The organism is Bifidobacterium aemilianum, from assembly GCF_003315635.1.
GTDB classification, from domain to species: Bacteria; Actinomycetota; Actinomycetes; order Actinomycetales; family Bifidobacteriaceae; genus Bifidobacterium; species Bifidobacterium aemilianum.
In genome coordinates this window covers 189875-203311 of record NZ_PDCG01000003.1, presented here as the reverse complement: position 1 = coordinate 203311, position 13437 = coordinate 189875, and the positions used below count along the sequence as shown (strand labels likewise).

The window sequence follows — 13437 nt, the reverse complement described above, 5'->3', positions numbered from 1 at the left end:
CGTCGGCCGTGCGTACGCATTGTGCCGACGCTGACGATGACGCGGCAAATCAATGAGTCTTGGGGACCAGGGCCATGAACCATCCCTTACGGTCTGTGTTCCTGGCTCCCCACTTAACACTTCCCGAAGCGTTTACTTCCATTTCCGTTTCGGGACGGGGCGGATCTTATGGCCGGGCCTTCTTCTCCCGGCCTTCCGTCACTTGCTCCGTCGCGCCCGAGTCCGTGTGGTGTGACGCTGGTTGTCGTAGGTTTCCATTTATCCATAGGAGGTTCGGTTGGTATGGCTGATGATGTTATGGCAGATGATGTGTCGGCCCCAAATGTTGTGATGTTCGATTTTTTGGAGCGAATGCGCCGGCAGAGGTGCATGCCCTCCCATGAGGACCAGACCCTGATCGACTCGATGGCATGTGTAAGCGGCGATGCCGCCCTGCGTGACGCGGTCATCGTCAAGTGCATAGATCCAGGCCTCGCCCGTGACACTTTCGATCTCATCGCATCGGATAGTTCCCAAAGGGCCGCTCTTGTCCACGATCAGGTGGTGAGGGTCCTGGACCAGGCCTCCTACAATGTGCGAGATGTGATGGACAGGGAATTCCATCAGGACGTTCCTGCTGCCTTCGATGCTTACGCCGCGTTGATCGACCATGAATCAGAGCGTGTGGGTGCCTATGGTGTAGCCGCCTATCTGTCCTGGCTGCAGGGCGATGACGATGACACGTTGAAGGCTCATTGTGATCGCGTGCTCGCCTTGGACCCGGATTTCAAGCTCGTCAGCAAGGTGGTTGGTCCCGCCCATGCCCGGGGCAATGATCCAGCCTGGCAACTGGAGGCTCGTGGCCTTGGTGATGCCGTTTCGCTTGGGGGATCTGGAGCAATGGATTATCCGTCCGCTTCCAGTCGTGATTCACGTGGACGCGGCCAGGCTTTGTGATGTCGTCTTCCCGGATTCCTGCCCTGCTTCCCTCCCAACAATGGTGGGATGACGATGGGTCCGTCCTTCCTGGTGCGGGCCCGATCGGAGAGCATGTCGAAGCCGAAACGACACCTGTCCAGCATGTTCTGGCTCCCGTCCAAGAGTGGTGGTCCGAAGATGCCTCTTCGGCCTCTGACCGAACTGGCGAGCAGATCGAAGTCCAAGGGAATGAGTCTCAGCCTGCTGTGGAGGGTTTGGCCGCTCCTGACGATTTCGATCTCTTGGAATCAATGCATGCGGGAACCGGTTTGGCTGAGACGGCTGCTGTGTCGGACAGGCCGAGATTCCGTTGGATGATAGTGGTGTGCCTCGTGTCCGTTCTGGTGGGACTGGCCGGAGCTTGGGCTTTTGCAGCCCACCGTGCCTGGTCCGGGAGGGAGCATGTTACAGCCCTTGAATCCTGCAATGAGGCAAGGGCGTCGGCGCAATCCGGATGGGTCGCCCTCAAGCAGGCAGTCAAGGGCATTGAAGGGGCCTTATCCGTGTCCTCCGATCAGGTCGAGGACAGTCAGACCGTGAGCACCCTGCATAAGCTTGCGTCCTCACTGCCATCTGGACCATCCGCCTCCTGTACTCAGGAGGCATCCGTCGATCAACTGCGTTCGTCCGCCACCGCGTCGGAGAAACAGATGCGAGCATATCGTTCCCTGGCTGACAGGCTTTCACGGGCCGCCAGGCGGGTAGGAGACTCCAGGGAGGCCAAGGAGCTTTCAATCTCGCTTGCCGATCTGGATTCATCATTGGAGCGCGCCCGCACACTCCTCACCGCATCCGCTGGAAATGTGACCGACGATCAGACCCGGGTGGTGTTGCAGCAAGCCATTGATGATGCCGTTCATGCCCGCAATGCCGGGAAGCCGGCACGAAACGCCATTGAGGATGCACGCTCCAGCGTCGAAAAGGCTATGCAGGGGGTCTCCGAGAGCCAAGCAGCCAAGGAGGACCAACAGGCCTCCGCGGCAGAGGCAGCCGGTGGTGCCCCACCTCCGGCTCCTGTTCCGGCACCGTCCCCCACACCCCGCGCACCCCAGAGGGTCCCATCACCACCTGCCCCACCTTCGGGCGACGGTGGGTCCCCCGGTTGGAGTGTGCCGGCTCCGAACAATGGTTTCCCGGGCATGATTCCCGGCTTATGAAAAGGAGGTCGGCGTGACTGTCAAATCCGATTTGCTTCCGGTTTTCGATGCTCCAGCCACTGATCGCGTTTGGCTGGTGGCAGCTCATGGAGGTGCGGGTTGCACGACCATATATCGGTCCGCTCCTGGCTTGTACGCGGATGCGGGACGTGCCTTGCCTGCCTGCGCCACGCCAACGGGGGCCGCCATGGTGTTATGCGCCATGGGGACAAGCCGGGGGTTGGAGTCCTTGCGGGCCCTCCTGTCCGAGTGGTCATCCGGCCAGTATGGTCCCACCCGTCTGCTGGGCGTGGCGGTAACCACTCCGGTCAGGCGTGTGCCACGAGCCCTGCACCGGTCACGGCTGCTGGTGTGCTCGGCGGCCCCGGCCTCTTGGCGGCTGCCGTGGATCGCGGGCCTGGAGCTCGACGGCCTACCGGAACGGTATCCACATGCGTATGCCCGTCTGGCACAAGACCTGGAGAAGTTGCGGGTCGAGGGCCAGGGGGTCCGCCGATGAAGTGGCGCATGGATTGTCAGAAAGTCCGCGGGAGCCCGACCGTAACCGCGTGACCATAGTTCTGTCCATCAATCAAACACAAGGAGTAACACATGAATCCTATCGCAACCCTCGTGGCCCTACCCGTTAATGCCTGGGCGCACATCCAAATATCGGCCGTGGGGTCGGTGATATTGGCTGAATCTCTGTCGAACCCGACCGCCTGCCTGCCCCCGGGTTTTGCGGGTCCGGTCAGTGTGGCTTTGGGCTGGATCAAGGCCATTGGCCTGGCTATCGCCATCGTTGCCTTGACCAGGATCGGCACGCACATCGTCCGCCAGCAGGGCGATGGCGTACCGGACCGTGATGATACTTTCGACAAGCTCATGAACTGGGTAATAGCCGTTTTCATCATCTCGGGCGCCTTGTCATTCATGACTGCGCTGGGCCTGGATGTAGCCACAAGCTGCTGAAAGGCGGGAACCATGCGTGTTATGCCCATTGGAAGGCACCGTCTTATGGCCGTGCTGTTGGGTCTGGTTATGCTGGTCTCTCTGGCTGGTTGCGGTGCCCCCGACTTTGGCGCGAAATCGTTCGGTGACGAGCTGAAGTTCGGGGACTCCGAGGTTTCCGACACGCAGACCGTGGATACGATGCGCGTTCCCCCAGGCGGTCTAGGAAAACTGATCGGCAAGGATCAGTTGGAATGGCTAGCCAGCAAAATGACATCTCTGGGCGCCGCCGCCTCTCCCGGCATGGTTCACGTCACCATTGAGGATGCCAAGAAAAGCGCTTCTTCCAACCCCACCCTGCAATGTGAGGCGCTTTCCAACACCGAGCAGGCGGATTCACCCACCAAGGGAGAATGGCAGCTGCAGGGGTCTGCTTGCGTGAAATCCCGCAAGCTCAGCTGGTTGGAGAAGACGCTGTGGTCGACCTATGAGAAGCAGTCGAAGGAAGGCCTGTCCTGGTTGTCGACGACACGCAACACACTGGTGCCTTCCGACACCTCGGTTAACACGCTCAAGGCCAATGCCGTACCTGACTACGATACCTGGGAGACACTCGCCAACCCCTATTTGCGGGTCGCCCAAGCTTTGCTGGTCATCACCGCTGCCATCAGCCTGACTGTTCTGGGCACCAGATTGACCACGAACTATAGAAACGAGATGCAGGGGCCGATCTTCGACAAGATGGGTTGGGTGATGTTGGGTGTGTTGATGGGCTCCTCGAGCGTTTCGATTGCCCTGTCCTTCTTTGCCAGATCAGGTGCCGGTTCGCCACACTATGAAAGCTGGACACCTGGGCAGGGGACACGGTTTATGGTCTCGGATTGGATCCGGCTCCAAGTCGACCCGTTCCTGCTGCTCGCTGCGGTTGCGGGGGTGATGGCTGCCGGATTCAAGCTGGTCACCAACCAGGAGGCCCGTCAGGGCCTGATCCCATTGGGCAAGGCCTTCACCTGGGCGATTGCTACAAGCGTGATGCTTGCTGGAGGAGTCAACCTGTGCCAGAGCAATGTGGATACTTGGACGGCCAACATTCTCAAGGCATCCTCCAGCATGGTCAATGATGCCTGGAACACCAACACCCTTGCGGCCAGTGAGTTCTTCAATCTTGATGGCATATTGGCCATCATCCTGACCGTCATCATCTATCTGGCCGGTCTGGTCAGCAGGATATTCGCCTATTTCAGGGCAGGCATCCTGCCCGTCCTGGTTGGCATTGCCCCTGTGTGGGCGGCCATGAGCTGGACCGAAAGTGGCCGTCAGTCGTTCGGCAAGATTATGGGGTGGCTTCTGGCCTTCCTGAGCTATAAGCCGGTGGCTGCCCTATTGCTGGCCGGAGGTAGTGCGGTCATGGTGTCCGCCACCCAAGGCGACGATTCGCAGGCCATCACCTTGACCCTGACAATCATGGTCATTGCCACATTGCCGGCCCTGATCCGTCTGGTCGTTCCCGCAGTGCAGAACCAGATTGGCGGAGGCAGTGGCATCATGCCCACCATGTTCGGGATGGGAGCGGGAGCCGTCGTAGGTGCCGGAGGGTCCGCAGCACGGGCGGCCGGCCGTGGCGCCGGAGGCATACTCAACAAGCTGTCAGGCGGAAAATCCCATGGACCGGACGGATCCCAACGGCCTGGATCGGGTCCTGCCGGTGGGGGTGCCGGCAGGAGTCGCGGCTTTGGACCCGGTGGAGTGGGCAACAGTCAGCAAGGAAGCGGAAATCAAAACGATGGCGGGCCTGATGGGACCACGGGCAAGGGACCCGCGGGAACCATGAACAGCATGGGCGGATCAGAAGGAGAAGGCCCTTCTGGGGCTTCTCAGACGACTCTTTCGCCGACAACCAGAACAGGCCCCTCACCGATGGAGAGCATGACACCGACAGGTCCTACCTCATTCGATGCAACTTCAAGCTCTCCCGATGGCGCAAGTAGAACATCCACGAGACGCTCGAGGAAGGAGTTCTGACATGGCTTCCAGCACCACATACGGCGATTGGATGCGTCGCATCCCTGGAGGAATCAAGAACATCGGCAAGCCCCTGACCTTTGCAGGTTTTGCCGTGCTAGTTGCAGCTCTGGTATTGAGCATGGTCAATGTCCTCGCCGCCGGTGGCGTGCTCGTGCTCGGCATCGGCACCATCACCATTCTGTCGGTGCGAGATAGGGAACACCGCAATGTCGTCGACAGGAAGATTGAGCAGCTGGCATACCGAACGTCGATGAGAAAGGGAAGGAATCTATATCGGTCCGGCATGCTGGCCCCCATCGACGGCGGCATGGCGGCATTACCTGGGATCCTGTCCCGTATCGGTCTGGTCGAGGCCCTTGACGGGTTCGGCCGCCCCTTCTGCCTGCTCCATCACGCACACAGCGGCGAATACTCGCTGCCGTTGACCTGCCACCCGCAAGGGGCCGCCCTGGTGGATGATGATGTGGAAGATTCCTACGTGGCTTCCTGGGCCGCCTTCCTTGATTTCCTCTCCACCGAAGTCGGCGTCAGACAGTTGTCGGTGACGGTCGACACCTCACCTGATTCGGGTATCAGATTCCGTAAAACCCTTGCCCGGAATGTGGTGGCCGATGCCCCTGAGCTCGCCGCCAAGGCCATGGCACAGGTAATGGGCCTGTATTCCACTGGTGGCGCGCGGAGCGAGGCGACCCTGACCCTGACTTTCTGCTTCAAGGATGTTCGTGGCAGGTTCCTGGAGCCCGAGGAGGCGGCACGTAGGATCGGCCAGATGATTCCCGACATTGAGGAGCATGTGGCCGATGCTGGCGGCGGGTCCCCGACCATGCTGGGACTCGATCAGATGGCACGCATGGTACGCATCTGCTTCGACCCCGCCGCCCAGGACAAGTTCGAGGACATGGACGAGCAGCACCCCACGTTCTGGGAGGATGCCGGACCCATGGCGCACGAGGCAATGTGGGATTGGTATAGGCACGACTCCGGCGTGAGCAGGAGCTGGGAGATGTGCGATCCTCCCCGCAGCTCGGTGACTGCGGACACCATCAGCCGGCTGCTCAAACCACTGGAGGATTGCGACCGCAAGAGAGTGACCCTGCAGTTCCGTCTGGCCTCGCCCGAGAGGACGGCTTTCATGGCTGAGCAGAACCGGCAGCTGGCCACCAGCCAGGTCAGTCAGGAGAAGCGGGCCACCGTCAAGAGCATGACCCAGATAGCCAAGGCGAACCGTCAGGCCCAGGAGGCCGAACAGGGTGCCATGATCGTGTTTTTCGGTTTGGTGGTTACCGTGACCGTCATGGCTGGCGAGGGTGAGCAGGACCGGCTGGAGATGGCCTCACGCGCTGTGGAATCGGCAGCGGGCTCCGCCAAGGACGATCTGCGTATCTGCTATGGGGCGCAGGACACCGCGTTTGCGGCTTCCCTGCCTTTGGGATTGACTCTGGCATCCTATGCCCCTCCGGGTCTGCTCGGACACCTGAGGTAAGGAAGGAGCCCCTCATGTCATTTTCTGATCTGCTGCATCTGCCAGGATCGCGAGCGAGCCGCGACCAGGCCGAGGACGAAGCTCCACCCATACCGGTCAGACAGCCGTCCGCACCGGAGGCGACCTGGCGCGGATACCCACGAAGGGGCGGAGGCTGGGCCAGTCTGCTTCCCACGGTGGACGAGTTCTTCGCCACATCCTCCCAGGTATCCGGTGGCTACTGGCCTTTCGGCACCGGAATGGCCCTGCCTGTGGTCGGGGTGCCCGTGGGGCGTCTTCTCTCGACCGGCGCAGGGGTGTGCTGCGATCCCATCAGTTGGTTTCGAGAGGGCATCATCGAACAGCCGTCAATGTTTGTGATGGGTTTGCCGGCCATCGGCAAATCCACGTTCGTGCGGAGGCTGCAATGGGGCCTGGCCGCGCTGGGCGTCAACTGCATCATTCCCGGAGACCTAAAACCCGATTACCTGGATCTGACCAGGCTCCTCAACGGGCAGGTCATCAGACTGGGTTCCGGCATCGGCTCGATCAACCCTCTGGACCCCGGCGATGTGCATTTCGCCCTGCAGCGACTTGATGGCGATAGAAGGGAGGACCTGCTTGCGGACTACCACGATAGGCGCAGGGCAGGCATCGAGGTCCTGCTTTCCGTGGCTCGATCTGGCCGTAGCGAAGGTCGGCAGGCTGTGAGCGACGTGGAGGCCAACGTGGTCGCCACCGCGCTTAATCTGCTGTACGACAAGACCAAGGACTCCCCACAGCCCCCGCTTATCTCCGATCTGATTACGTTGATACTGGAGGGTCCAACACCGGTCCGGGCGGCGGCGGTGTTCGATGACCCCGACAACGAAGAGGCATACAGGAGCGCGGTGTCCGATCTGGTCGCCAGTCTGCATGGCCTGTCGAATCCCATCGGCAAGTTCGGCAAGCTGTTCTGCCGTCAGACCACCGAGCGGATAGACCTGTCCAAATCCGTCGATTTCGATATCAGCGCCTTGGCCCATGCCGGAGATGACGTGGTGGCCGCCGTGCTCGCGGTCACCTGGTCGGGGGCCTTCGCCGCGAAGAACGCCGCCGACCTGTTGTCCGAGGCCGGTCTGCAGCCGGCGAGGAACCATGTGATCATCATGGACGAGCTGCACCGCGCCCTCCGGGCGAGCCCACTGATGGTGGACAGGCTGGATCTGGTCACCAGGCTCAACCGACAGTGGGGTGTGGGGCAGATCATGATTACACACACCTTCGCCGATCTGATGTGCCTGGATACCGAGGCGCAGAACCAGAAAGCGCGCGGATTCGTGGAGCGCAGCAAGATCAAGGTCCTGGGCGCCTTGCCCAGCACGGAGATCAACCGCTACCTGCGAGGGGAGTCGGGCCTGCCCATCTCCCAACGGGAGGAGGACATGCTCTCGGATTGGGCGACACCCCTTGGGTACGAGGCACAAGCCAGTTTCAAGGGCCAGGGCAAGTTCCTCATTAAGACGGGTGGCCTTCCTGGGTTGCCCATCCAGCTGCAGATGTGCGACCTGGAGCGCAGCGGCTTCAACGACACCAACCTCAAATGGCACGCCCCCATGGAAGCCAGACCCTAGGCCCGGGCGTGAAGGCCTGCGGAACCTCTATGCCGGCAGACCGCCAGCGGATGGCTGTCATGCACTCCGCAGCTGACGCGCGGATCCCGCCTCATGATTGAGTCACCGATACGGAGCTTTTGTGGTTCCACAGATATTGAGAATAGGAGCAGTGAGACATGTTCAGAGGTTACGAGAGGGACATATTCGACCAGGTGCAGGATGTGCCTCTTGGAAGCGCTTCCAGGCTTGTTGGGCAGCTGGCATCACAGCAGGCTGCCGCCGACCTTCAGGACGCCGGCGGCGAGTACACACCCGAGGAGGTGTCCCAGGCTGTCGGGGAGGCAAGAAGCGGCATCGTGGCCGTATCCAGGGTCGATAAGTCGTCCGACCTGTACGCGGCTTTGACGGGGCATTGGTATCAGGGTCATGACGATATGGTCTCCCATATCGGTCAGCCTTTGGTCGAGGCGGATGATGCGCTCTACTTCTCCCATGGAGCCAACTATGACTGGATCAGCCAGGACCTGCTTGGAGGCAAGGCCGACGGTCAGGCCAAGAGACAGTTCCTGGAGGGCGACACCTGGACCGGCTGGAAGGCCGCCGCCGATATGGCCCAGGCCATGGAGGCAAGCATCGCCTTGGGACAGACAACGAACCATGCGTCCTCTCATACCTTGTGAGGGCGCTCATGCCCCTGTCACACGGTCCGCCGCATAAGCGTCCGGGACAAGGGACGATTGAGTTTGCCACGATGGTCGTGGCGGAAAGAAGGTAACTATCATGCCCAACACACAACAGGTCATGCGAGGCAATCTCGGAGCCGACCCGAAGTACTTCCCCCCGAAGACCAGGGGGGACGGAAGCGTGCAGAAGGCCTATCTGGAGGCCATGGTCTACCGCAACCGTAGAATCCAGCAGCCGGATGGCTCGTGGGCGGATTCTCCTGCGGGACCGGAGAGGGTGACCGTCAAGTTCTTCGGCCAGAACGCCGAGCTGCTTAATGCCGCCGCCTTCAAGAAGGGTGATGCGGTGGTCGCCACCGGAACGTTGGGAGAGCCTGACGCCTACATCAGCCAGAAGGACAACATGGCCCACGCCCGCACCGTGATCATCGGCGACACTTTGTCCAGCGACGAGATCCGATACCAGCAAAAGGCCCGGTTCGAGGCGCAGAAGTCCCAGCAGCAGACGGCAGACCACTCCGAGGGGGCCTCCGTCGCGCAGTCCTCCGAGATGGCTGCAGGGCCGGACCCCTGGGATGTCGATGGCATGGGGAACATGCCCCAGCAGGACCAGGCCGCCGGCAGGACCAGGTGAACGCCTGAACCAGTCGATGTGTGAGAATTCGGACCACGGAGGGGGCGCTGGGCGCCCCCTCCTCATAGGAGGAGATGAGAGATGAGGGATGAGTTCGTCGAGATTGCCACTGGAATCATGTTCAAGGTACTTGCCGCTCGACGCGCCAGGGCCATGGCCGACAAACCGGAACTGAGGGGGGATGGGCGATGAGCTCGCACAACCTGGAATCGAACCGTGTGAGGGACCTGGGCCAGACGGTGCGTCCCAGCAGCAAGTTCGGCCTGTTGTCTGCGGGGGTCATCTTCCTTGTGCTGCTGGTGTTCGCCGTGGTGTGCCAGGGGTTCGGCCTGGGGGCCAGGTTCGAGCTGTTCGCCTTGCTGTATGTGCTTTCAGGCCAGTGGGAGTTGCCCATGTGGGGCTGGCTGGCCGCCTTGGTCCTGCTTGTCCTGTCAGCCGGTGTCCTGGTTGCCTGCCGTATCGGGGTCAAGGCCCTCGTTGATGGCCGGTCCCTGCGCAGTGGGTCTGCGGTGACCAGGGTGGATTCATATGCCAAGGCTATGGGTCATGGGGCTGCGGTGAGCAAGGTGAGCCGGGAGCGCGCCGAGGACATGGCCGCCAAACTGGTCAAGGGTTATGACCCCAAACAGATGCAGCCCGGCCTGCCCCTGGGGACCAACATTGTGGACCGAACCGCTTGTTTCACGTCCTGGGAGGACATGTCCATAGTTCTCGCGGGCCCTCGTTCGGGCAAGTCGCTCTGCTATGCCATTCCTGCGGTGCTATCCGCTCCCGGACCAGTGGTCGCCACCTCCAACAAGGGCGACATCCTGGACACCACCCGTCCGGTGAGGGAACGCAACCATGGTCATAGTTGGGTGTTCGACCCCGAAAGGATAGCAGAGCCGACCCGGGTGCGGACCCCATGGGTCTGGCCCCTCATAGATTCAGTGAAGACCATGTCGGAGGCCAAGAGAATCGCGGACTGCTGGAGGTACGCCTCGGGACAGGCCGAAAGCGGCGGGGACGACTACTTCCCGGGGACAGCTGCCCGCCAGGTGACCGACTATCTGTTCGCGGCGCACCTGGGTGGATGCGATATAACGGAGTTCTATAAATGGGTTTCCGACGCCACATGCACCACTCCGGCCGATATTCTCGGCCGAGATGAACGCTACAAGGGCATTGCCGAGAGGGTCAATGGAGTGCTGGGACTCGTCGAGGAGACGAGAAGTGGCGTCTTCGGATCCATGCAGACCATGTGCGCATTCCTGGGCGATCCCGAGATCGTCGAGTGGGTGCAGCCACTGGAGGGCGACGGCAAGCCTGGTGGCCGGCCCATATTCGACCCGTATGACTTCGCCACAAGCGATGACACCCTGTACCTGTTGTCGGCGCAAGGCAGACCCTCGACCGCGCTGACGGCCTCCCTGACAGCCGTGGTGGCGTTCACGGCATTCCAGCGGGCCCAGGCCGAGTGCCAGGACAACAACCGGCGTCTACCCATACCGTTAACCCTGGTGCTCGATGAGGCCTACAACATCTGCCGGTGGCCTGAGCTACCCGACGTCTATTCCTATTTCGGGTCGGCCGGCATCGTCATCATGACCATCTGGCAGAACCCCGCACAGGGTGAGGAGGCATTCGGCAAGACCCATTTCGACACACTGTTCAACAACGCGAACATACTGGTCTACCTGGGCGGCATCAAGGACGCGAAGTTCCTCTCCGACCTCAGCCAGCTGGTGGGACAACGAGAACTGGTCAGAGGCAACGTCACAATCGACGGCAAAGGCCACCGATCGGTCAACAACACCATACAATCCGAGGACATTCTGCCGGTAAGCCGTCTGGCTGAGTGGCCCGTGGGCCGCGCCCTGGTCCTGGGCTCCCAGGCCAGGGCACAGATCGTATCCACCATCCCCTGGACCGCGAACAAGGAGTGGGTGGCAATCATCGACGAATGGAACGGGAGGGCATCATGACCAGGGAACCGGATGATGCCGGGTTCTCAAGGGCGTTGGAGGCAGCCAGGGTCCTTATGGACAGCGGTCTAGGCATGGTCGAGGTCTTCTCGCTCGCCGTCCTGGAGGACCGCAAGGGCATTCGACGCATCGACCCCGATGCCACAACCCAGGCGTTACCGTTGGCTGGCATCAGCCATGAAGAACCATCTTCCCTATCACCGGAGGCGACCGAGGACTACTCCGTCCATCCGGTAGAGCCAATTGAGCCTCCGGACCAGCCGGAGGCATACGTGGGCGCGTGGGTGCCTGGACCCGAGGACGTGGAGACCCAGGCCGATCCCGGGACGGAGGAGCAGCTGGCTGGACAGCTGGGACAGAGGCTCGACAGCGAGGAGTGCTACTACCCTAACCTGGTGGCGTTCGTCGAGTGCTTCCTGGCCCACGTGTTCCCTTACTATCAGGCTGCCTCCGGCCGGATTCGTTGGGTTCCAGATTGGTGGCGCCATCCAGCGCTTGTCATGCCGCTCGATGCGATGTGGCGCTCCTATGAGGTTTCACGCAAGAGCCCTGGCCAGATGATGCTCTGGTACCTGCAGGCCAGCAATGCGCTGAACACGGTATTTGACAAGAACTCCGGCATAGTCGGCTCATTGGGGGTGGAACCTGTCGCCACATCGAAGGGTGAGCCCTTGCCGTGCATCCGGCCACCCAAGGCATGGCGTGCCGAGATCATCACCCAACTGGCGGTGCCTCGAGCAGATCGGTCGCAGGACCATGAGGAAAGGAATGAATGATGTCACAGATGGATCCCGAGGACAGTATGGACCAGATGATGGTCCAGACCTGGCAGAACGTGGCCCAATCGCTGAGGATGCTTCATGGAGCCCTACGTTCGGACTTTCAGTCAGGAGCACGGGCGAGGAGGATGACCAGGAACGAACATGCCAGGGAGAGGCAGATGCTCCAGCGGCGCCTGGAGGAATGGGAGGCCGCCAACCGCATTAAGCTCAATGACGGCTTCGAGCAGACCATCAAGGCGACGGTCCTCAACCCGGCCGTCAAAGCGCAGCCGGACTTGCTGGGCGATGCGGAACTGCTGAAATCATGGTGCATCACCGACCATCTCGAGGAGTATGATCCAGCGTTCACCAGGGACAATCGACGGGCCAGGCAGTGGCTCAAGGAGGAATGGGCCCGAAGGGGCCACCGCACCAACATCGACGCCGAGGCCGACCAGATCGTCAACCATGTCACGGTGACGGTCGCTGCCCAGTCGCCCGAACTGGATCAGACACTAGCCACGTTCAGGAAGGCTGGTGTACCGGTCACCGTCCAGGAAGCCCCGGACCCCGAGGAGTTTCGCAGGAAGCACCATGGAGAAGATTTCCAGGTACAGACCCGCAGGAACGGAGACTGGGACGGATACAACCGGGAGAAGCTCACCGAAGCGGTACTTACCAGCCCGATCGACAGCGTCGATGCGGCGGCCGGCCGGATCAGCTTCCTGAAGGAGGAAGGTCTGCCTGAGTCCTCGGGCGCCGGCAACCGCTCCGTGGGTGACGAGCCCAGCACCATCAGCGAGGTGGAGCGCCCCGAGATCGGGTCGGCGCCGGTTCCCGACCAAGCTACTGACGCCGAGCAGGATCGTGGTGGCGGGGACCTGAAGACCGCCGGCGACCCTCTGCCCAATCAGGACGACCTATTCGAGCTGGAGGCGCAGGAGTCCTGGGCCGGTCCGGACATGTTCGGCCAATACAGCGCAGGTGAGGAACTCGCTTTGAGTTCGGTCACCGACCTGCAGAAGGCTGATATGGGCCTGACGCAGGACCCGGGAAGACGGATTGGAAGGAGAGAATGAGGACTGCAAGGTTGTACCATGGCCCTTCATATTGTCAACACTACATCTAGTGGTGTGTTGCTACTTCGGGCCTAAATGTTCAGTGCCGTCAAATCATCACTCAGTGTAATATTGGTACTACCAAGTAAGGCGTCTGTGGTCCGCTTCGGATGCCTGGCAGGCGACAATCTTGATTGTCGCCTGTTTTCAT

At 61.2% G+C, this 13437-nt stretch carries 11 protein-coding genes; all 11 read left to right on the top strand.

All coding sequences use genetic code 11. From position 1 onward, the window contains the following. Nucleotides 1-330: 330 nt before the first annotated feature. The gene (locus CRD60_RS04615; protein ID WP_127975641.1) at nt 331-936 is read left to right on the top strand and encodes a hypothetical protein; all 606 of its coding nucleotides are present in this window, start codon (nt 331-333) and stop codon (nt 934-936) included. Nucleotides 937-2316: 1380 nt separating this feature from the next. Then, nucleotides 2317-2613, top strand: a complete 297-nt coding sequence (locus tag CRD60_RS09115; protein WP_236630843.1) for a hypothetical protein — start codon at nt 2317-2319, stop codon at nt 2611-2613. Between the two features lie 92 nt (nt 2614-2705). Continuing rightward, on the top strand, nt 2706-3065 hold the full coding sequence (locus CRD60_RS04600) for a hypothetical protein (RefSeq protein ID WP_236630842.1): 360 nt from the start codon (nt 2706-2708) through the stop codon (nt 3063-3065). Between the two features lie 45 nt (nt 3066-3110). Then, nucleotides 3111-5066 carry a hypothetical protein gene (locus tag CRD60_RS04595; protein ID WP_236630841.1) on the top strand — a complete coding sequence of 652 codons (1956 nt, stop codon included), beginning with the start codon at nt 3111-3113 and terminating at the stop codon, nt 5064-5066. A 1-nt stretch (nt 5067) separates the two neighbouring features. Further along, nucleotides 5068-6552: an SCO6880 family protein gene (locus tag CRD60_RS04590; RefSeq protein WP_113860119.1), complete on the top strand. Its 1485-nt coding sequence runs from the start codon at nt 5068-5070 to the stop codon at nt 6550-6552. A 14-nt stretch (nt 6553-6566) separates the two neighbouring features. After that, nucleotides 6567-8144, top strand: coding sequence for an ATPase (locus CRD60_RS04585; RefSeq protein WP_236630840.1), 1578 nt, complete (start codon nt 6567-6569; stop codon nt 8142-8144). Between the two features lie 158 nt (nt 8145-8302). Beyond that, nucleotides 8303-8806: a hypothetical protein gene (locus CRD60_RS04580; RefSeq protein WP_113860118.1), complete on the top strand. Its 504-nt coding sequence runs from the start codon at nt 8303-8305 to the stop codon at nt 8804-8806. A gap of 100 nt (nt 8807-8906) precedes the next feature. Beyond that, nucleotides 8907-9443: a single-stranded DNA-binding protein gene (locus CRD60_RS04575; protein WP_113860117.1), complete on the top strand. Its 537-nt coding sequence runs from the start codon at nt 8907-8909 to the stop codon at nt 9441-9443. A 188-nt stretch (nt 9444-9631) separates the two neighbouring features. Continuing rightward, nucleotides 9632-11407 (top strand): type IV secretory system conjugative DNA transfer family protein, encoded by a 1776-nt coding sequence (locus CRD60_RS04570; protein WP_113860116.1) that lies wholly within the window; start codon nt 9632-9634, stop codon nt 11405-11407. Between the two features lie 74 nt (nt 11408-11481). Next, nucleotides 11482-12183 carry a DUF4913 domain-containing protein gene (locus tag CRD60_RS04565; RefSeq protein ID WP_161522189.1) on the top strand — a complete coding sequence of 234 codons (702 nt, stop codon included), beginning with the start codon at nt 11482-11484 and terminating at the stop codon, nt 12181-12183. After that, nucleotides 12180-13247, top strand: coding sequence for a hypothetical protein (locus CRD60_RS04560; RefSeq protein ID WP_127975640.1), 1068 nt, complete (start codon nt 12180-12182; stop codon nt 13245-13247). Before CRD60_RS04565 ends, CRD60_RS04560 begins: the two co-directional genes overlap by 4 nt. Nucleotides 13248-13437: the final 190 nt, after the last annotated feature.

Bases quoted from the DNA above. Each gene is read 5' to 3' on its own strand.
- CRD60_RS04615 (WP_127975641.1), top strand. From the start codon at position 331: ATGTTCGATTTTTTGGAGCGAATGCGCCGGCAGAGGTGCATGCCCTCC.
- CRD60_RS09115 (WP_236630843.1), top strand. From the start codon at position 2,317: ATGGGGACAAGCCGGGGGTTGGAGTCCTTGCGGGCCCTCCTGTCCGAG.
- CRD60_RS04600 (WP_236630842.1), top strand. From the start codon at position 2,706: ATGAATCCTATCGCAACCCTCGTGGCCCTACCCGTTAATGCCTGGGCG.
- CRD60_RS04595 (WP_236630841.1), top strand. From the start codon at position 3,111: ATGGCCGTGCTGTTGGGTCTGGTTATGCTGGTCTCTCTGGCTGGTTGC.
- CRD60_RS04590 (WP_113860119.1), top strand. From the start codon at position 5,068: ATGGCTTCCAGCACCACATACGGCGATTGGATGCGTCGCATCCCTGGA.
- CRD60_RS04585 (WP_236630840.1), top strand. From the start codon at position 6,567: ATGTCATTTTCTGATCTGCTGCATCTGCCAGGATCGCGAGCGAGCCGC.
- CRD60_RS04580 (WP_113860118.1), top strand. From the start codon at position 8,303: ATGTTCAGAGGTTACGAGAGGGACATATTCGACCAGGTGCAGGATGTG.
- CRD60_RS04575 (WP_113860117.1), top strand. From the start codon at position 8,907: ATGCCCAACACACAACAGGTCATGCGAGGCAATCTCGGAGCCGACCCG.
- CRD60_RS04570 (WP_113860116.1), top strand. From the start codon at position 9,632: ATGAGCTCGCACAACCTGGAATCGAACCGTGTGAGGGACCTGGGCCAG.
- CRD60_RS04565 (WP_161522189.1), top strand. From the start codon at position 11,482: ATGGTCGAGGTCTTCTCGCTCGCCGTCCTGGAGGACCGCAAGGGCATT.
- CRD60_RS04560 (WP_127975640.1), top strand. From the start codon at position 12,180: ATGATGTCACAGATGGATCCCGAGGACAGTATGGACCAGATGATGGTC.